An 18225-nucleotide genomic window follows, 5' to 3' on the forward strand; every position below is an offset into this window, starting at 1 on the left:
GGGTCGCGAAACGTGGCGGAAATGCCACGCTCCGTATACGCAGACGGGGAGGGCGAGGCAGTGATGTCCAGCAAATCCGGCAACCCGCACCTGGCGCTGTGGATCGCGGCCACGGGCCTGTCCCACGGGGAGATCGCCCGACGGATCGCCGCAGCGGCCAAAGCCCAAGGCCATCGGCAGATCGCACCGGACGCGACCCGGATTCGACGCTGGACCGACGGGGAACGGCCCCGCTCACCAGTCCCCGCTCTGCTTGCCGACGTCCTCTCGGAAGCGACCGGGCAGGTGCTCACTGCCGGTGATCTCGGCCTGACCGCCGCGGGCCCGGTGTTGGATGGAATTCAGCTCCCGCTGCTGACCGAGGCGGCCGCTCAAACCCTTGCCGGATGGACGCAGATGGACCTGTTCATGAACCGCCGCGACACCCTCAAGCTCGCCATCGGCGCTCCACTGATCCTCGCCGCCGAAAGGATGCTCGGCGGCACCGCCCGCGCCCTGAACAACGACCACAAGGGCTTCGACACCGACACCGTCACTGCCCTCGAAGAGGTCACCGCCTTCTTCACCAAGGCCGACGCCTCCAAGGGCGGTGGCCTGTACCGCTCGGCAATCGTCGCCCAGCTCGCCGAAGTCGCCCGCCGCGTCCAGGACGGGGTGCCCCGCAGACTGCGGACCCGGGTGTTCGCGGCAACCGCCGACCTGGCGGCGCTCGCCGGGTGGGTGAGCCACGACAGCGGCCGGTACCCGACCTCGCAGCGGTACTGGAGCTACGGGATCTACGCGGCCGGAGAGGCAGGACAGCCGGAGCGCGGGGTGGAGATCGTCACCCGCATGTCACACCAGATGATCTACCTCGGCCGCCCGGAAGACGCCCTGAGTCTTCTCGGCGTGGCCGCGGCGAAGGCGAAGATGCCCGTGACCCGGGCGCTGGTCGCCTCACAGACCGGGAGGGTGCACGCGGCCCTCGGCGACGAGCGCCAGGCGGACCGGCACCTCGGTGACGCCGACGCACTCCTGGGCGACGGTCCCGGTGACGACGTCCCCGAATGGGTGGGCTACTTCGACGCCGCCGAGCACGCCGGCGCCCGAGCGGTCTCCGCCCGCGACCTCGCCGGACTCGGCCGTGGCCACCGGCCCGCCAGCCCTCACTTCGAGGACGCCCTCGCGCTGCGCAAGCCCGGCTTCGACCGGGTACGCGTCATGGACCGCATCGGGCTCGCCGCCGCCCTCTTCGACCAGGGCGAGGCCGAACGCGGGGCCCAGGCCGCACAGCAGGCGCTCGACGACGCGACCCGCATCGACTCCACCCTCGTGGCCTCCAGGCTGAACACGCTGCTGAACGCGGCCCGCCCCTATGAGACCACCGCGGTGAACGACGTACGCAACCGGGCGAAGGATCTCGCCGCGCGTCCGACGACGGTCGCGGCCTGAGAGCATCGAGCACATGGCCAAGCACCGTCGACCCGGACCACCGAACCAACCGTCCCGCGCCGTCCCGCGCGTGGACGGCGGCGACCCGCTCGCGGCGTACAACAAGCGGCGCCGCCCGCCGATGGACATCTACCGGCGCCACCGGCCCGTCAACGGCGGCGCCGGCCATCTCCGCCCCGACGAGCCTCGCGTCCTGGAGCAGTGGGACGGCTTCGCGTACCAAGTGATCGGTACTGCCTCCGGCCTCTGGGTGGCCCAGGCCTGGGTGAACGAACTCCAGATCGGCGACGACCCGCCACGCGATGATCCTTCGTGAAGGCCGCAGGCCCGCCTGGTCCGCCCGGCCCCCCGGGACGCAGCCAGTACCAGATCGTGACAAATGAGAGGACCATTCCCCCGTTCTCGGGCACCCGATCTGTCACTGCCTCCTGCCCTCCGGGACACAAGGTGATCGGCGGCAACTACCTCGTGAGCGAGCCCTTCCTGCCCGCCGGATTCCAGGCACTCGGGAGCCTCCCCAACCCGGACGAGACCGACTGGAGTGCCGTCGTGAACAACCAGTCCAGTTCCGCGGTCGTCGTCGCAGCGTTCGTGACCTGTGTAGTGATCGGGTCCTGACCATCGTTCCGGATCTCCGGAAACAGTGACCGCCCGGGCACGTCCCGCGGGTCGAGGCACCACGTAAGGGCCGCCCGCGAGGATCCCCCGGCCGGTGGACTTCCCCGGCCGGGGGATCCTCGTACGGGTGGCCCGCAGGCGTGCCCCGGTCAGGCGGCCAGCTCCGCGAGGACCGAGTCGCGGTGCGCCAGGTTGGCTCGGGTACCCGTGAACAGGCTCTCGATCGGGAGCCAGCGCAGGGTCACCGGGCCCGCCGGGGCGCCGTCGTAGCCGATCGCGGCCGCCGCCGTGTGGCGGGGGCCCGCCGGTACGTCGACCACCGACCAGCCCTTGGGGTGCCGATCGGTCTCCCACCCCAGGTAGTCCAGGGACAGGTCCCGGCCGAGGCCGGTGCCCAGCCCCTTGAGGTAGGCCTCCTTGCGGGTCCACAGCCGCCCGAAGGCGGAGGTGCCCGCGCATTCGGGGACCTCCGCCAGCTCGGCGCGCTCGTCCGCGTGCAACGCGGCGGTGCACACCCGGGCCGTCTCGGCCGTCGGTACCTTCTCGACATCGACGCCGATGGGTACGGAGGCCACCCCGATCAGCACGATCCCGCTGCTGTGCGACAGCGAGAAGTGCAGGTCGGAGGCGGGTTGTAGGAGGATCGGCCGCCCGTGCTGCTTGTCGCAGCACGGGCAGGGACCGCGGCCGAACTCCAGCGACCCGGCCGGTTCCCCCACGTACGTGGCGAGTACCCGGCGCAGCGCGATGTGCGCCGCCGCGTACAGGTAGCCGCCGGACTGGCGGCGACAGGCGCGGGCCCGCTGGAGTTCGTTCTCGTCCAGTTCGGTCATCTCCAGCACGCCGGTGATGTCGTCCGGCTTCGGCTGCCGCAGCAACCAGACATCAGCGCCGGCCGGCGGCGCCAGCTTCGCGGTCATCCGCCGGACCCGAGCAGCGTGACGACCATGGCCGCCAGCGCGTGCGTGTCCTTGGCCATGAGCAGCTCCGTCAGTTCGGGTGCGACGCCGAGCGAGGACTTCAGCCGGTACTGGAGCTCCAGCCCCAGCATCGAGCCGATGCCCACGCTGACCAGCGTCCGCTCGGTGTCCAGGGCGGCCGGGGTGACGCCCACGGAACGGGCGACCTCCCGACGCACGTAGTCGGTGACCAGTTCCATCCGCTCGGCCGCCGTCGCCGACGCGAGCGTGGCCGCCGAGGGTGCGGTCACGTCCACGGAGACAGGGCCGTCGGAGACCGGGGCGCCCGGGACTTCGCCCGGTACGTCCCAGTCGGGTTCGGTATTGAGCCAGTCGAGAACCGCTTGGTTCGCTGTCACAGGATTTCTCCTAGGAGGATCCGGCCTTCGGGCCGGGAAGGAATGGGTCCTCGGGGCGGAGCCACGAGGCGGCGGCGTTCCATGCGCATCTGTGTGGTGACCTCCTCTTTCCTTTGTTTTCACTGGTGTTGGGTAGGTTGGTCGCATGGCGATGGCAGCGATGACCGAGGGTGCCGGGCATGCCCGGTACACCTACCGGCTGCGCGTGTCATCCACCGCGCTCGCAGGGTTGGATGCGGAGTGGGCGCGGTGCCGGTGGGTGTGGAACGAGTGTGTGGCGATGTCCCGCAAGGTGCACGGATTGAACAAGGCCGCCACCGAACAGATCACGTGCGGTCCGGCACAGCTCGACAAAATGCTGACCGGGGCCCGGCATTCGATGGAGTGGCTGCGTGAAGGCAGTTCGGTGCCGCAGCAGCAGATCATCCGCGACTTCGCCAAGTCCCGCACCAGGGCGTTGAAGGACATCAAGGCGAAACTGCCGATGGGGCAGCGGGCGGGGATGCCCCGTATCAAGCGGAAGCGGGAAGCACTGCCCACGCTCAACTACACGCGGCGCGGCTTCTCCCTGAAGGAGGGCCGCCTGCACCTGGCCGGCGGGATCGCGCTGACGCCTGTGTGGTCGCGTGAACTGCCGTGTGACCCCACGTCGGTACGGGTGTACCGCGACAGCATCGGCCACTGGTACGCCTCCTTCGTCGTGGCCACCGCGGCGGAACCGCTGCCCGCGACGGGGCGTGTGATCGGCGTGGACTGGGGCGTGCGGGAAACCGCCACCACCACCTCCGACACCCACGACCTTCCCCACCCCCAGCACGGCAGGACGGCAGCACAGCGCCTCGCCCGGTATCAGCGGATGACGGCCCGACGCCGGACCCCGAAGAACCGGCCCGACACCGCCGGATACCGCAAGGCCCGCGCCCAGGCGGCAAAGGTGTCGAAGAAGACCGCCCGGCAGCGGCAGGACACCGGCCGCAAGTGGGCCAAGAAGGTCGTGCGGGACCATGACGCCCTCGCGGTGGAGGATTTCCGTCCGAAGTTCCTGGCCGGGTCGACCATGGCCCGTAAGGCCGCTGACGCCGCGATCGGCGCGACCAAGACCGCGCTGATCGAGATGGCCCGCAAGCACGGCCGTGCCGTGCACCTGGTACACCCCGCGCACACCACCATGGACTGCGCACGGTGCGGAGCGAGAGCCAAGCACGCACTTCCCCTCTCCGAGAGAACGTATACCTGCACCGCGTGCGGAACGGTGTCCCCCAGGGACAAGAACTCCGCACGCGTGATGCTGGTCCGGGCTGGTCTCAACCCGGCTAGTGCTGATCTTGTAAGTCCAGCTACCTGCTAGGTGCCAGGCAAAGTGAGCTAGGAATCCCCAGCTCCCAGGCGGGGGAGGTTTCAAAGCTCCTCCTTCGAGTCGTGGTGCAGGGACATCAGGGAGCGCACCCGCGCGGGGTGCAGCGGGAGGGCGCCGACGTCGCCGGGCAGTCCCAGGGCGTCCCGTACGGCGCCCGCGACGACGGCCCCGCTGCCCGCGGTGCCCCCCTCGCCGGCTCCGCGCAGGCCCAGTGGGTTGCCCGGGGCCGGCGCGTCCTCGTAGATCTCCACCTGGATCTCGGGGAGATCGGCGGCGCGCGGCCACAGGTAGTCGTCCAGGGTCAGGGACAGCGGACGGCCGCGCGCGTCGTAGCGGAACTCCTCGGACAGCGCGCCGCCGATGCCCTGGACGGCGCCGCCGACGAGCTGGCCGCGCACCGCCTCGGGGTGCACCGCGCGCCCGATCTCGTAGGTCATCGCGTACCGCAGCAGCCGCACCGCGCCGGTGCCCGGGTCGACCTCGACCTGCGCGAAGTGGGCGCCGTAGGGGTACGTCATGCCGTCCGCGGCGTACGTCGCCCGGCCGATCAGGCCGGCCTCCTCGCCGGTGCGGATCCACCGCGGGGTGAACGCCGCCGCGGCGAGCGCGGGCCAGCCGATCTCGACCGAGGAACCGGTCGAGCCGGGAGAGCCGGTCGCGCCGGTGGCGCCGAGGCCGCCGGGTACGGGGTGCACGGACTGCGGCGGGACGTCGAGCAGGCCCGCGGCCACCCGGACCGCCTTCTCGCGCACCGCCGCCGCCGCGCGGCGCACGGCCTCGCCGCCGACGACCGTGGAGCGGCTGCCGAAGGTGCCGCCGCCGTCGGGCAGGACGTCGGTGTCGGAGAGCACGACCCGCACCGCGGCCACCGGCACGCCGAGTTCGTCGGCGGCGATCTGCGCCATCACGGTCTCGATGCCCTGCCCGACGTTCGCACCGCCCATCGCGACCCGGACCGCGCCGGTCACGCCGATGTCGACGACCGCGCTGTCGTAGCCGAGCCCGGCCTTCTCCAGGATGACCGCGCAGCCGGTGCCGACGAGCCGTCCCGCGGCCCGGGCGGCCCGCGCCTCCTCGCGCCAGCGGGCGTAACCGACCGCGGCGAGCGCCTTGTCGAAGTGCTCCAGGTGGTCCTTGCCGTCGAGGACCAGGGGCGAGCCGAAGACCTGCATCGGCCGCCGGTGCGGGAGTTCGGCGCCGGTGAGCAGATTGCGCCGCCGCAACTCAACCGGATCGACGCCGAGTTGGGTGGCGGCCAGGTCGAGGGCGTGCTCGCGCACGAAGTTGTGCTGGAAGCGGCCCGGCGCCCGGTAGGTGCCGATCGGGGTCTTGTTGGTGGTGACGATGTGCACGCGCGAGCCGCACGCGGGGATCCGGTAGGCGCCCGAGATCATCGACGCGGTGAGCGCCGCGACGACCGCGCCGTGGGTGCGGACGTACGCTCCGTTGTCCAGCCAGGCCTCGTCGCGCAGCCCCAGCAGCAGTCCGTCCGCGTCGAAGGCCAGCTCGATCCGGTGCTCCTGCTCGCGCGCGTGGTTGGCGGCGACCATGTGCTCGGCCCGGTCCTCGGACCACTTGACCGGGCGTCCGGTGCGCAGGCACAGGAAGGGCACGAGGAAGTCCTCGGGATAGAACTCGCCGCGGATGCCAAAGCTGCCGCCCGCGTCCGTCTCCCGCAGGTGGATGCGGTGTTCGGGGACGCCGAGGAGGGAGGCCAGGACCCGGCGGTTGATGTGCGGGATCTTCGCCGCGCCCCGCACGACGATCCGCTCGTCCGGGCCGCCCGGGTCCTCCAGCTCGGCGAACAGGCCGCGCGGCTCCAGCGGGGTGCCGCTGTGCCGGCCGGTGCGCAGGTCGGCGCGGACCACGTGGGTGGCGGCGGCGAAGGCCGCGTCCACGTCCCCGTAGGTGAAGTCGACGGTGCCGACCCGGGCCGCGGGCGTCCCCGCGAGGGAGACGGGCCCGGGCCCGGCCGCGGCCGTACGGGCGTCCAGCGCCGGGGTCAGCTCCGCCAGGTCCAGGGCGACCAGCTCGGCGGCGTCCTCCGCGAGGTAGGGGTCCTCGGCGAGGACGACGGCCACCGGCTCCCCGGCGTACCGGACGTATCCGGTGGCGAGCGGCGGTTGGAGGTAGGCGGTGAAGTCCATCCCGGGGTGCGGTTGGCGGACCGGTATCCGCAGGTCCGGGGGCAGATCGGCGGCGGTGAGCACGGCTGCCACCCCGGGCAGGGCGGCGGCCCGCGCGGTGTCCACGCCGAGGATCCGGGCGTGCGCGAGGGGGGACCGTACGACGCGCAGCCACAGCTGGCCGGGGCGCGCCACCGCGTCGTGGAAGCGGCCGCGGCCGCGCAGCAGCCGGTCGTCCTCCAACCGGGGCACGGACCGGCCGACGGCGCCGGCGCCCACCACCCCGGTGCTCACGGCGTCTCCTCGGCGGCGGCCTCGGCGACGGCCTCGGCGCGGGCCGCCCCCGCGGCGGCCGACACCGCGTCCACGATCGACTGGTAGCCGGTGCAGCGGCACAGGTTCGCCGAGACGCACGCCCGCACCGCGCCGCGGTCCGGTTCGGGATCGCGGCGCAGCAGCGCGGTCGCGAGCATCAGGAAGCCGGGGGTGCAGAAGCCGCACTGGACCGCGAAGTTGTCGCGGAACGCGGCCTGGAGCGAGCCGAGTTCGCCGTCCGGCGCGGCGACGGACTCGACGGTCTCCACGCAGCCGCCGTCGGCCTGCACGGCGAGCACCGCGCAGGACCGCACCGGCTCGTCGTCGAGCAGCACCGTGCAGGAACCGCACACCCCGGTCTCGCAGCCCACCTGGGTGCCGGTGAGCCGCAGGTCACGGCGCAGCACGTCGGCCAGGCTGCGTCGCGCCTCGACGTCCAGGGCGCGGCGCTCGCCGTTGACGGTCAGCGCCACGGGTACGGCGCGGGCGGCGGGGGTGAGGGGGGTCGGTGCGGAGACGGACCCCGAGGCCGAGGGGGTCATACCGGCATCAGCTCCAGTCTGTCGCGGCGCAACGGGGCCAGTACGGCGGCCCGTGCGGCGGACTCGGCGAGCGCCCGGCGGGCCAGTACGGCGGCCAGCGTGCCCAGGTCACCGGTGGCCCCGGTGATCCGTACGGCCTTGGCGGCGGCCACCGCGAAGCTCTCCTGGCCGGGGCGGGCCCCGATCAGCAGGGCCTCGGCCGCCGGGATCCGCATCGGGCGCTCCAGCGGTCCCGCCAGGGCGAGGCGGGCGGAGCCGATCCGCCCGTCGGCGTCCAGGACCAGGGCCGCGGCGGCGGCCGCTTCCGGGATCCGGCCGGGCTGGACGGCGTACTCGACCAGCGCCGCGGCCGGCTCCGCGACCGGGAAGCGCACCTCGACCAGGATCTCCCCCGGCCGCAGGGCGGTGCGGTGGCGCCCCCGCAGGAAGGCGTCGGCGCCCACCACCCGCGTGCCGCCCGGCCCGAGCAGGGTCAGTTCGGCGCTCAGCAGCACCGCGAGCAGGCACCACTCGGCGCCGGGGTCGGCGTGCGCGAGGCTGCCGCCGACGGTCCCGCGCACCCGCACCGGCAGCTGCCCGATCAGCGCGGCCGCCTCGGGGAGCACCGGCAGCCGGCGGTTCAGCTCGCGGTCGGTGCTGCGCTCGACGGTGGCGTGCGGGGTGAGGGCGCCGATGCGGACACCGCGCCGGCCGGTCTGGATGCCGGTGAGCGCGGGCACCCGGCCGAGGTCGACGATCAGGTCGGGCCGCAGCGCGCGGCGGTTCAGCAGCGGGACGAGCGACTGGCCGCCCGCGAGCACCCGGGCGTCGCGCCCGGCCTCGTGGGCCGCGGCCAGCGCCCATACGGCCTCCGCCGCGCTGGCGGGGCGGACGTAGTCGAACGGGGCGGGCCTCACGGCGTGTCCTGCGGGGGCACTTGCAGTTCGGTGTGGCCGTACTTGCGCATCAGGTCGGCGAGGTCGAAGTGCGCCGACCGCTCGATGATCTTGTCCCCGCGGAACCGGTCGATGCCCAGCGCCGCGAAGGTGGCCGTGCGGCCGCTGGGCGGCAGCCCGCGGAAGGCGCCGAGCTGGGTGGCGGTGCACTCCACCCGGGAGATGACGGTGTCCCCCTCGGCCCACTGCTCGACGACGGTGTCCACCATGTCGGGGAAGGAGGTCCGGAAGGCCCGCACCCAGGTGCGCACCCCGTCCGGGCCGTGCAGGCCGAACTGCGGCCAGCTGAAGTCCTCGTGGAAGAGGTCGTCGGCGAGGTCGAGCTCGCCGTGCGTGATGATCCGTTCGAAGAGCTGCGCGGCCTTGGCCTTGCGCTCCTCCACACTCAGGGCCGTCCCCGGCATGTCACACCTTCCCCAGAATCTTCGACGGGTCCTTGACGTGCGGGTCCTCGGTCGCGGCTCCGGCCCCGGACCCGGTCCCAGCCGCGGTCTCGTCCTCCGGCCGGAGCAGCGCCCGGCTCGCGGCGGCCGCGACCAGCACCAGGACCAGTCCGATCCCGGCGACCCAGCGCAGCGCGATCGCGTAGGCGCTGGGTCCCTCCCCGGAGCCGAGCACCGAGAAGAAGACGGAGCCGAGCAGGGCCACTCCGGCCGCGCTGGCGAACTGCTGGGCCGTGGTGAGCACTCCGGCGGCGGAACCGGCCTGGCCGGGCCCGACTCCGGTGAGCACCGCGCCGGTCAGGGCGGGCACGGCGAGGCCGTTGCCGAGGCCGATGAGGACCATCGGCAGCAGCAGCCGCAGGGCGCTGATCCGGTCGGCGGCCCAGGTGAGTTCGCCCAGCAGCACGACCAGTCCGGCGGCGGCGACCAGCGTGCCGCCCAGGACCGTACGGGCGGCCCGCGCGGGCGGGATCCGGCGCGCGGCCATGGAGGCCCCGGCGAAGGCGAGGCCGAGCGGGGCGAAGGAGAAGCCGGCGGCCAGCGGGCTCAGCCCGAGGCCGGACTGGAGCACCAGCGTCAGCGCGAACATGAAGCTGAAGAACGCTCCGAAGACCGCCCCGCTGACCACCAGGCCGCGGTGGAAGGAGCGGATCCTGAAGAGCGAGAGGTCGAGCAGCGGCCGCCCGCCCCGGCGGGCCAGGGCCCGCTCCCACCCGAAGGTCCCCAGGAGCACGGGCACGGCGGCGGCCAGGCACAGCCAGGTCCACAGCGGCCAGCCCTCGGCCCCGCCGAGCATCATCGGTACGAGCGCCAGCGCGAGCCCGGCCGGGATCCCGATCGCCCCGACGGGGTCGAGCCCGCCGCGCGGACCGGCCCCGGCGGCCCGCTTCGGCACCAGCCGGCGGGCGAGCAGGAAGGTCAGCAGCCCGGCGGGCACGTTGACCAGGAAGATCGCGCGCCAGCCGAGCCCGTCGGAACCCGCCTGGAGCAGCATCCCGCCGAGCACCTGACCGGCGACCGCGCCGACGCCGACGGTGAAGCCGAACCAGGCCAGCGCGCGCGGTCGTTCGGCCGGGCTGAACACCCCGGTGATCAGCGCGAGCACCTGCGGCACCATGGCCGCACCGGTCACGCCCTGGAGCAGGCGGGCCGTGACGAGCTGGCCGGGGCTCTGGGCGATCCCGCAGAGCAGCGAGGCGAGGGTGAAGGCGAGGGCCCCGCCGAGGAACATCACGCGGGAGCCGAAGAGGTCGCCGAGCCGGCCGCCGGTGATCAGACCGCTGGCGTAGGTGAAGGCGTAGCCGGCGACGATGAGTTCGAGGGCGACCGGTCCGGCGCCCAGCTCCCGCTGGAGGGTGGGGGCGGCGACGTTGACGACGTAGAGGTCGAACTGGGCCATGAAGAGCGCGGCCAGCACGACGGGCAGCATCAGCCAGCGGCGCGCGTAGGGGACGGCCTCGGTGGGCGGGGCGGGCTGGGTGGGCCCGGTGGTCGAGGCGCTCACTTGGCACCTCCCGCGGCCGCGGCGACCAGGGAGGCGGCGCTCTGCGCGCGCTCGCCCTCCAGCCGCCAGTCGATGGCCTCGTAGGCGCGGGCCGCCAGCTCGATCGCCTCGTCGGCGGAGCGCACGACGGGCAGCCCGAACAGCTCGACGATCTTCTCCAGCCGCTCCGGGCGGGTGCCCTCGACCACGTGGTAGTCGACGTCGAGGTCCTCCAGCGCCCGCAGCAGCATGTCGTCGCAGAACGCGCGGAAGTCGGGGTGCATCCGGCGGTGCCCGCCGGGCTTGACCGCCGCGGCGGTGGCCCGCAGGTGCACGAAGCCGTCGTAGGTCTCCTTCACGTGCTGGCGCATCGCGTGGCCGAGCTGGTCGACGGCCTCGGCGAAGAAGCCCATGGCCGCGGTGGCCGGCGCGGTGGCGGCGGGGGCGGCGGGGTCCATCCCGAAGCGGACCCGGGCGGCCGCGTAGATCCATTCCTGGAGCGAGGAGCCGTCGGACACGAATCCGGCGCCCCGCGCCCCGAGCCGCGCCTCGTTCTGCACCCGGCCGACGTGCCGGCGCACGGCGAGCTGGATGTACTCGGCGGGCGTCACCTCGGCGAGCGCCTTGCCGGGCACGGCGTCGGGCAGTATCTCCCGGATGGGTCGGGCGGGGGCGAAGGCGAGACCGGTGTAGGAGGCGAGGGCGGTGGCCGTGGAGGTCTTCCCCGCGGAATAGGTACCGGACACGGACAGCCGCATCGGTGTCTCCTTTGGTGGTGTTCGGTTCGGTGGCCGGGGTGGGGCGCGGGGGTCCGGGTCGGCGGCGCCCCCGCGCCCGGGGGCCGGGGCGGCCGACCGGCCGAGGGGACCGGTCAGCCGCCCGCGGGGCCGCTCAGCTGGCCGAGGCGGCGGCCTCGGCCGGGAGTTCGTGCGCGAACGAGGCGCGCACGCCGACTCCGCCGAGACCCGCCTCGATGTCCACGCTGCGCCACACCCCGCCGCGCAGCGGCAGCAACCGCTTCGCCGTCAGCCGTGCCGAGGCGGTCTGCGCCTCGTCGCCGCGGGTCGGCAACGGCAGGGCCGTGTCCGCCGCGGTGAGCACGGTCTGCATCATCCACAGGGTGTTGCTCGCGGCCCGGTTCACCTGGTCCAGCTCGTACATGAGCACCTGGACCAGCTGGAGGTTGACCACGAAGGCGTCCACGAGCGAGACCGAGGGTTCGGTGGCCGCGTCGACGCCCAGCGCTCCGGGCCCGCCCGGGCCCTCGTTGGCACCGGGGACGAAGTGCACCCCGGCGGTGGCGCCCAGCTCCTCCATGTCGACCACCACGTCACGGATGACGTGGCGCCGGCGCTTGAAGCCGTCGCCGTAGAAGCGCCGCGCGCCCTCGCCGAGGCCCTCGTCCAGGCTGTGGAAGGCGGCCTCGGTCTCGGCCCGTACGCCCTCGTCGTGCTCGATCTCGCAGCGCACCCGCAGCTCGCCGACCGCGCCGTCGTGGACGGACAGCCGCCGCCCCGGGACCCCGGGGACGTCGTCGGTGCGCACCAGGCGCGAGGAGGCGGGGATCCGCAGCAGGTCCTCCTGCGGCGCTCCGCCGGCCCGCAGGACCACCTTGCGCAGCCGCATGGTGCCGCGGGCGTCGCCGGTCAGTCCGTAGGCGTGGACCAGGTGCAGCTCGGCGAGCTGCACGCCCAGGACCAGTGCGTCCACCGTGCTGAGGTGGGGGCGCAGGTCCGTGCCGTTCTTCTTGCGGGACCAGTCGGCCGGGTAACTGACGTCCACGGTGGCCCGGATGCCCGGCCGTTCGACGGTGACCGGGGTGGAGACGAGGTCGCGGACGAGGTACTCGGCCCGCTGGTAGCCGCGGGAGAAGAAGCGGCCCTCGGCAGGACCAAGGTAGTCGTCGACCGCTTTCAGGAACAGCTTCCGAGGGGTTTGTGTTTCGGTCACGGCGGACACGTCACGCACCCGCCGTCGCACCGGCCGAGGCCGCACGCTCGAGGGCCGCCTCGTACGCGCCGACCAGCTCGCGCAGCGTCCGTATCTCCGTGATGGACAGGTCCGCGGCGAACGGGTCGACGCCCAGCTCGGTCTCCAGCTGGATCAGCAGCTGGGCGAGCATCAGCGAGTTCACCCCGGACTTGAGCAGCTCGTCGTCCAGCGATACCTCTTCCTCCTCCGAGCTGAGGACCACGGACTGGATCTCGCGCTCGATGATCTGCTGGATGTTCTGCTCGTTCAGCATGTGATTCCTCCGTCGATGACCAATGACTGACCGGTGATGAAACGTGCTTGTGAAGAGGCGAGGTAGAGGACCGCGTCGGCGATCTCCTCCGCGCTGCCGAGCCGGCCCAGCGGAGTCCGGTGCTGGATCTTTTCCCGGTTCCGCTCGGTGACGTCCGAGGTCAGCTCGCTGTCGAAGAACCCGGGGGTCACGGTGTTGACCCTGATGCCCACGGGCCCGAGCTCCCGGGCGAGTGCCCGGCCGAACCCCTCCAGGCCCGCCTTGGCCGCCGCGTAGACGGCGACCCCGCGGTAGCCGCGGATGGCGTTGATGGACGAGATGTTCACGATGGATCCGCCGCCGCGCATCATCAGCCGGGCGCACGCCTGGGTGAGGTGCACGGGGGCGGTCAGGTTCGCCGCCAGCAGGTCGTCGACCCGCTGGGGGGCGAGGGTGAGGAAGAGCTCCTGGTGGAGCACTCCCGCGTTGTTCACGAGGAGGTCGACCCGGCCGAAGCGGCCCTGGACCGCCTTGGTGAACTGCCGGATCTGCGCGGTCTCGTGGAGGTCCACCGACTGCCACAGGAAGGTCTCGGGCAGGGCCGCGGCCTTCTCCTCGGTGAACTCGTTGGGCTTGCGGCTGAAGGTGGCGACCCGCCAGCCCGCGGCGAGCAGCCGCTCCGTCAGCGCCCGGCCCAGGCCCCGGCTGCCGCCGCTGACGACGGCGACCCGCCCGTCCCCGGGCTCGTCGGCGGGCGGTGTGGGCTGCGTGCTCACACGGCGCTCCGGATCTTCTTGAACCGGTCGGAGTGCGTGTCCGCCGTGGTCACCTCGACCACCACCGGGACCTTGAAGGCCTCCAGGCGCTGGGCGCAGTACTCGCGGATGCGCCGGGCGGTCGCCCGCTCGTCCTCGACCGGTGCGATGAGGCGGACGATGGCCTTGACGACCTGTCCGGTGACGTGGCTCGGGCGGCCCGAGACGACGGCGTCGGCGACGTAGTCCAGCTCCAGCAGGACGTTCTCGACCTCGCTGGGGTAGACCTTCTCCCCCGCGACGTTGATGAGCTCGGACTTGCGGCCCAGGATCCGGACGTAGTCCCCGTCCGTCTCCACGGCGTCCTGGGTGTTGAAGAACCCGTCGTCGTCGAAGGGCGCCGGCGCGTTGAGGTAGCCGAGCATCGCCATGTCGGAGCGGATCCACAGGATCCCGTCCTCGATGCGGTACGAGAACCCCTCGCCGCCCAGCTTGACCCACAGGCTGCCGTCGTCACGGGACTTGGTGGGCATGATGCCCAGCTCGGACAGGCCGTAGGTCTGCTTGAGCCGGATCTGCGGCAGGGCCTGGCCCAGTCGGGTCAGGGTGCCTTCCGGCATGGGCTCGGTGCCGTAGCTGACCAGTTGGAGCGAGGACAGGTCGTGCCGCTCGTAGGCCCGGGAGATCAGCAACATGTTGAGGAAGGTGGGGGTGGTGGGCAGGATCTGGATGGCATTGGCCTCGATGGCCGCGCAGACCTTGTCCGGGGTCCGCTCGTCGATCGTGACGAGGGCGCCGCCCTGGCTGAGGGTGTGCAGCAGGGTGTTGATGCCGCCGATGTGGTCCAGGTTGAGGAACCCGAGGGTGCGCCGGGGGCGGGTCGGGGGGCCGTACTTGGACAGGACCTTGGAGAAGTCGAGGACGCTGGCCTTGCTGCGGCCGGTGGTGCCGGAGCTGAAGAGGACCAGTCCGGGGACCCCGTCCGTGCGGAGCTGGTCGTACAGCTCGTGCTCGGAGGAGCGGCCGGTGATCTCGATGCTGCGGCGCCACTGCTGGGAGTCGATCGTGATGACCGTCTCCACCTCGGCGACCTCGTGGAACTCGGCCCGCTTGGCGGGCGGCAGCGGGGTCATCGGGACGATGATCGCGCCGCGCTCGATCAGGGCGAGCAGACCCGCACAGGCCTCGACGCTGCTGACGCCCTCCAGGGCCACGACCTGGCCGGCGTGGACGCCGCCCCGGTCGAGGAATCTCTCCCACTCGCCGGTCAGCCTGGCCAGCTGGGCGTAGCTGTAACTCACACCGTTGAAGACGATGGCATCGGCCTCACCGAAGCTCCGCATCCGGTCGAAGAACCATGACGTCATACGCTTTCCACCTCTTTCACCTCGTCGTGAGCGGCCGTGTGCCGGTCGCTGTGCCACTGCGGCAGGTCGAGCGCCGGGGGGACCGGCGCGGCGGGCAGCAGGGACCACCCGTGGATACGTGCGTGGGTGCGCAGCACCTTGTCGCCGCCGACGACCACCGCGGACCCGACGGCCCTGAGCATCGGCAGGTCGGACATGTGGTCCCCGTACGCGATGCACTCGGCCGGCGTGGTGCGGTGGCGGGCGGCGACGGCCCGGACCACCTCGGCCTTGGCCTCGGCGAGCATCGGGGGCCGGGTGAGCCGGCCCGTGTACCGGCCCCAGGCGATGTCGGGTTCGGTGCACCAGACCTCGTCGGCGCCGAGGTGCTCGGCGATCGGGTCGAGGACGGCGGGGAAGGAGCCGGAGACCAGGACGATCCGGGCGCCGTCGTCCTGGTGGCGCCGCAGGGCGGCGACGCCGTGTTCGTGGAAGAAGGTGCCGGAGCGCAGTTCGTCGCGGAACCAGTCCTCGGCGCGGAAGGAGACCTCGGCGGCGAAGGCGCCTTCGAGGTGGGCGAAGTAGGCGCGGTTGGTGACCGTACGGGGGCAGCCGACCTGGTTCATCGCCTTCAGTTCGCGGCGGCGGCTGGTGTACTCGTGCGGCGGGTTGCCCAGCGCGGCGAGGTAGTGGCGCAGGAAGCGGAACATGCTCGGGGCGGTCGTGAGAGTGCCGTCCACGTCGAAGAATGCGGTGCGGTAGCCGTTCACTGCGTCTCTCCACTTCCGGCCGGGATGGTGCGGTGCGTGGGTCTCGGTGAGCGATCTCTCCGTGCGGTGGTGCGGGTGCGGGTGCGGGTGCGGTGGTGCGGTGGTGCGGTGGTGCGGTCCGTGCGGGCGGCCCCCTCCCCCACGGGGGAAGTTGGGAGGAGGGAGCCGCGCGCGGGGCGTCGGACGCAGCGGGGGTGGATGCGTCAGACGCGCTCGGTGACGGGTGCCGTCACCGTGATCGGGTCGGCCGCGGCGGCCGGTTCGGCCGGTGCGGCGCTCGCCTCCACCACCTGGGTGGCGGAGGGCTTCTTAAGGGCGAGCGTGGCCAGGAAGGTCAGCGCGATGCCTGCGGCGGTGGCCCAGGTCGCGGCGAGGATCCCGTCGGTGAGCAGCGCCGGGTCGGTGGCCCCGTCGCCGCCCGCGGCGGAGGCCGCGATGGCGATGAGGACCGCGAGGCCGACGGCGCCGCCGATCTGCTGGCCGGTCTGGGCGACGCCCGAGCCGATGCCCTGGTCCTCGTCCGCGACGCCGGTGGTGGAGGCGGCGAACATGGCGGTGAAGATGACGCCCTGGCCGAGGGAGAGGACGACCAGCGGTGCGGCGATGACCGCGTACGAGCTGTCCTGGGTCAGCGTCAGGGCGAGGGCGACGGTACCCACCAGGCCGACCGTGAGGGCGATCAGCAGGGTCTTGCGGGCGCCGTAGGAGTTCATCAGCTTCCCGGCGGCCACGGTTCCGATCAGGACGCAGCCGGAGGGGAGCAGGAAGGCGAAGCCGGTGGCCCAGGCGCTGTAGCCCTGGACGACCTGCCAGTACTGGGTGAGGAAGTAGGCGTAGGCACCGAAGGTCGCCATGAAGAGGAAGGTGATCGTGGTGCCGACGGAGACGTTGCGGTTGGTGAAGAGCCGCAGCGGCATCATCGGGGCGCGGGTCTTCGACTCGATGGTGAGGAAGATGGCGAACATGACCACCGTGGCGATCAGGCTGCCGATGGTGGTGGCCGAACCCCAGCCCACCTCGGGGCCGTTGACCAGGGTGAAGACGAGCAGCGTGGAGGCCACGGTGCCGGTGACGGCGCCGGGGAGGTCGAAGCCGCTGGCGGTGGTCTTCGCCGTGGTGGGCAGGGCGCTGATGCCGTAGGCCATGGCCGCACCGGCGCACAGGACGTTGACCCACATGACGGCCTGCCAGCCGAAGGCGTCGGTCAGGATGCCGCCGAGGATGGCGCCGAGCACCATGCCGAAGCCGCCGGCGCCGCCCCAGACCGCGAGGGCCCGGTTGCGCTCGGTGCCCTCGGCGAAGAGCGTCGTGACCAGGGAGAGGGTGGCGGGTGCGAGGAACGCGCCGCCGAGGCCCTGGACCACGCGGGCCGCGACCAGCAGCCACGAGTCGGTGGCCAGGCCACCGGCGATCGAGGAGGCCGCGTAGAGGAAGAGGCCGAAGAGGAACATGTTCTTTCGACCGAAGAGGTCGGTGGCGCGTCCGCCGAGCAGCAGGAAGCCGCCGAAGGCGACCGAGTAGGCCGAGATCACCCACTGCAGGTTCTGGGCGGAGAATCCGAGGTCGCTGCCGATGTCGGGCAGGGCCACGAACATGATGTTGTAGTCGATCGCGATGATCATCTGGGCGAAGGCCAGCAGGCCGAGAATCGCTCCGAGACGACGCGGCTTGGCCTGCACGCTGGTGGGCACGCCATTTCCTTCCGGTCGGACGGTCAAGGACGGGTGGATCAGTAACGGAAGGCGTACGCGAGCCGCTTGCCGAAGGACTTCTTCCGCATGGCTTCCATGTACGCGAGGTTGCTCTGGAGGTCCGAGATGTCGGCGGCCACGCGGCGCTCCGCCTCCTCGATGGCCTCCTTGATCGGGACGACGATCGGCAGCTCGAAGATCTCGACGATCTTCTCGATGCGCTGCGGGATCGGGCCGCCCACGACGCGGTACGGGATCTTGATCTCGTCCAGCGCGCCGATGAGCAGGTCGTCGGAGAGCCGACGGAACTCCTCGGAGACCGGGCGGTGGCCGTCGCGGTCCATGTCGAACTCGACGGGCAGGTGGACGTAGGCGTCGTAGGACCGCTTGGCGCGGTCCTTCTGTATGTCGCCGAGGGTGTCCGTGTACTTCTGGTAGAAGCCCTTCGAGACCACGCCCAGGGACTTCTTGATCGTCTGGAACCACCACGGCATGCCGGGGTTGATGCCGACCCGCATGCGGGCCTCGAAGTACACCCACTCGTGGAAGACGCCACCGTCGGAGATGAACGCGCCGGTGCCGGCCTCGTTGACGAGGCGCTCCTCGTAGCGGCGCAGGCCCAGCTTGACCAGCTCCATGGCGTTGAGCTCCATCACCGTCTTGCCGGGGACGAGGTCGACCAGCAGCTCACGGGAGGTCTTGGCGTGCGTCCGGGGGATGCCGGTCGCGATGGAGAGGGCTTCCGTGGTGGTCGACTTGCCGGACGAGTAGGTGCCGGATATCGCCAGTTTGAGATCGGGCTTGTCGCCCCACTTGGGAACCTCGAGCTGCATTTTCGGTGACCTTTCTCTGGTGGCGCCTGGGGTGAGTG

General features: G+C 72.3%; 19 protein-coding genes. 4 read left to right on the plus strand and 15 right to left on the minus strand.

Annotated features, from left to right (window positions below; translation table 11 throughout):
• Positions 1–63 precede the first annotated feature (63 nt).
• The 3 genes from ACIQWR_RS22170 to ACIQWR_RS22180 all read left to right on the plus strand — a co-directional run bounded on the left by ACIQWR_RS22170 (position 64) and on the right by ACIQWR_RS22180 (position 2049).
• Positions 64–1431 carry a Tat pathway signal protein gene (locus ACIQWR_RS22170; protein WP_404012142.1) on the plus strand — a complete coding sequence of 456 codons (1368 nt, stop codon included), beginning with the start codon at positions 64–66 and terminating at the stop codon, positions 1429–1431.
• 13 nt (positions 1432–1444) lie between these two features.
• A complete protein-coding gene (locus tag ACIQWR_RS22175; RefSeq protein WP_404012145.1) occupies positions 1445–1747 on the plus strand; it encodes a DUF6087 family protein in 303 nt (100 codons plus the stop codon).
• A gap of 131 nt (positions 1748–1878) precedes the next feature.
• A complete protein-coding gene (locus tag ACIQWR_RS22180; RefSeq protein ID WP_404012148.1) occupies positions 1879–2049 on the plus strand; it encodes a hypothetical protein in 171 nt (56 codons plus the stop codon).
• A 149-nt stretch (positions 2050–2198) separates the two neighbouring features.
• On the opposite strand, the gene ACIQWR_RS22185 is transcribed toward ACIQWR_RS22180, so the two are convergent.
• Positions 2199–2969: a 4'-phosphopantetheinyl transferase family protein gene (locus tag ACIQWR_RS22185; RefSeq protein WP_399259598.1), complete on the minus strand. Its 771-nt coding sequence runs from the start codon at positions 2967–2969 to the stop codon at positions 2199–2201.
• A complete protein-coding gene (locus ACIQWR_RS22190; RefSeq protein ID WP_404012151.1) occupies positions 2966–3367 on the minus strand; it encodes an acyl carrier protein in 402 nt (133 codons plus the stop codon). The genes ACIQWR_RS22185 and ACIQWR_RS22190 overlap by 4 nt, the downstream gene beginning before the upstream one ends.
• Before the next feature lie 145 nt (positions 3368–3512).
• On the opposite strand from ACIQWR_RS22190, the gene ACIQWR_RS22195 reads away from it, so the two are divergent.
• On the plus strand, positions 3513–4715 hold the full coding sequence (locus ACIQWR_RS22195) for an RNA-guided endonuclease InsQ/TnpB family protein (RefSeq protein ID WP_404012153.1): 1203 nt from the start codon (positions 3513–3515) through the stop codon (positions 4713–4715).
• 50 nt (positions 4716–4765) lie between these two features.
• On the opposite strand, the gene ACIQWR_RS22200 is transcribed toward ACIQWR_RS22195, so the two are convergent.
• The 13 genes from ACIQWR_RS22200 to ACIQWR_RS22260 form a co-directional block, all read right to left on the minus strand.
• A complete protein-coding gene (locus ACIQWR_RS22200; protein ID WP_404012156.1) occupies positions 4766–7144 on the minus strand; it encodes a xanthine dehydrogenase family protein molybdopterin-binding subunit in 2379 nt (792 codons plus the stop codon).
• Positions 7141–7707: a (2Fe-2S)-binding protein gene (locus ACIQWR_RS22205; protein WP_404012159.1), complete on the minus strand. Its 567-nt coding sequence runs from the start codon at positions 7705–7707 to the stop codon at positions 7141–7143. Before ACIQWR_RS22205 ends, ACIQWR_RS22200 begins: the two co-directional genes overlap by 4 nt.
• The gene (locus tag ACIQWR_RS22210) at positions 7704–8603 is read right to left on the minus strand and encodes an FAD binding domain-containing protein (protein ID WP_404012162.1); all 900 of its coding nucleotides are present in this window, start codon (positions 8601–8603) and stop codon (positions 7704–7706) included. Before ACIQWR_RS22210 ends, ACIQWR_RS22205 begins: the two co-directional genes overlap by 4 nt.
• Positions 8600–9046: an ester cyclase gene (locus ACIQWR_RS22215; protein ID WP_404012165.1), complete on the minus strand. Its 447-nt coding sequence runs from the start codon at positions 9044–9046 to the stop codon at positions 8600–8602. Before ACIQWR_RS22215 ends, ACIQWR_RS22210 begins: the two co-directional genes overlap by 4 nt.
• 1 nt (position 9047) lies before the next feature.
• Positions 9048–10589 carry an MFS transporter gene (locus ACIQWR_RS22220; RefSeq protein ID WP_404012168.1) on the minus strand — a complete coding sequence of 514 codons (1542 nt, stop codon included), beginning with the start codon at positions 10587–10589 and terminating at the stop codon, positions 9048–9050.
• Positions 10586–11326 (minus strand): AAA family ATPase, encoded by a 741-nt coding sequence (locus ACIQWR_RS22225; protein ID WP_404012171.1) that lies wholly within the window; start codon positions 11324–11326, stop codon positions 10586–10588. Before ACIQWR_RS22225 ends, ACIQWR_RS22220 begins: the two co-directional genes overlap by 4 nt.
• A 133-nt stretch (positions 11327–11459) precedes the next feature.
• Positions 11460–12518 (minus strand): AvrD family protein, encoded by a 1059-nt coding sequence (locus ACIQWR_RS22230; RefSeq protein WP_404012173.1) that lies wholly within the window; start codon positions 12516–12518, stop codon positions 11460–11462.
• Between the two features lie 10 nt (positions 12519–12528).
• Positions 12529–12813: an acyl carrier protein gene (locus tag ACIQWR_RS22235; protein ID WP_330332185.1), complete on the minus strand. Its 285-nt coding sequence runs from the start codon at positions 12811–12813 to the stop codon at positions 12529–12531.
• A complete protein-coding gene (locus ACIQWR_RS22240) occupies positions 12807–13568 on the minus strand; it encodes an SDR family NAD(P)-dependent oxidoreductase (protein WP_404012176.1) in 762 nt (253 codons plus the stop codon). Before ACIQWR_RS22240 ends, ACIQWR_RS22235 begins: the two co-directional genes overlap by 7 nt.
• A complete protein-coding gene (locus tag ACIQWR_RS22245) occupies positions 13565–14914 on the minus strand; it encodes a class I adenylate-forming enzyme family protein (protein WP_404012179.1) in 1350 nt (449 codons plus the stop codon). The genes ACIQWR_RS22240 and ACIQWR_RS22245 overlap by 4 nt, the downstream gene beginning before the upstream one ends.
• Positions 14911–15663, minus strand: a complete 753-nt coding sequence (locus tag ACIQWR_RS22250; protein ID WP_404012182.1) for an HAD family hydrolase — start codon at positions 15661–15663, stop codon at positions 14911–14913. Before ACIQWR_RS22250 ends, ACIQWR_RS22245 begins: the two co-directional genes overlap by 4 nt.
• A gap of 203 nt (positions 15664–15866) precedes the next feature.
• Positions 15867–17354 carry an MFS transporter gene (locus ACIQWR_RS22255; RefSeq protein WP_404012185.1) on the minus strand — a complete coding sequence of 496 codons (1488 nt, stop codon included), beginning with the start codon at positions 17352–17354 and terminating at the stop codon, positions 15867–15869.
• A gap of 38 nt (positions 17355–17392) precedes the next feature.
• Positions 17393–18187 carry an AAA family ATPase gene (locus tag ACIQWR_RS22260; RefSeq protein WP_385775246.1) on the minus strand — a complete coding sequence of 265 codons (795 nt, stop codon included), beginning with the start codon at positions 18185–18187 and terminating at the stop codon, positions 17393–17395.
• Between the last annotated feature and the right edge of the window lie 38 nt (positions 18188–18225).

The sequence above is a fragment of the Streptomyces sp. NPDC098789 genome, from assembly GCF_044759975.1.
GTDB lineage: Bacteria > Actinomycetota > Actinomycetes > Streptomycetales > Streptomycetaceae > Streptomyces.

What these genes read in the sequence shown, in the direction of transcription:
- ACIQWR_RS22170 (WP_404012142.1), top strand. Translation starts at nt 64, where the DNA reads ATGTCCAGCAAATCCGGCAACCCGCACCTGGCGCTGTGGATCGCGGCC.
- ACIQWR_RS22175 (WP_404012145.1), top strand. Translation starts at nt 1,445, where the DNA reads ATGGCCAAGCACCGTCGACCCGGACCACCGAACCAACCGTCCCGCGCC.
- ACIQWR_RS22185 (WP_399259598.1), bottom strand. Translation starts at nt 2,969, where the DNA reads ATGACCGCGAAGCTGGCGCCGCCGGCCGGCGCTGATGTCTGGTTGCTG.
- ACIQWR_RS22195 (WP_404012153.1), top strand. Translation starts at nt 3,513, where the DNA reads ATGGCGATGGCAGCGATGACCGAGGGTGCCGGGCATGCCCGGTACACC.
- ACIQWR_RS22205 (WP_404012159.1), bottom strand. Translation starts at nt 7,707, where the DNA reads ATGACCCCCTCGGCCTCGGGGTCCGTCTCCGCACCGACCCCCCTCACC.
- ACIQWR_RS22215 (WP_404012165.1), bottom strand. Translation starts at nt 9,046, where the DNA reads ATGCCGGGGACGGCCCTGAGTGTGGAGGAGCGCAAGGCCAAGGCCGCG.
- ACIQWR_RS22225 (WP_404012171.1), bottom strand. Translation starts at nt 11,326, where the DNA reads ATGCGGCTGTCCGTGTCCGGTACCTATTCCGCGGGGAAGACCTCCACG.
- ACIQWR_RS22235 (WP_330332185.1), bottom strand. Translation starts at nt 12,813, where the DNA reads ATGCTGAACGAGCAGAACATCCAGCAGATCATCGAGCGCGAGATCCAG.
- ACIQWR_RS22245 (WP_404012179.1), bottom strand. Translation starts at nt 14,914, where the DNA reads ATGACGTCATGGTTCTTCGACCGGATGCGGAGCTTCGGTGAGGCCGAT.
- ACIQWR_RS22260 (WP_385775246.1), bottom strand. Translation starts at nt 18,187, where the DNA reads ATGCAGCTCGAGGTTCCCAAGTGGGGCGACAAGCCCGATCTCAAACTG.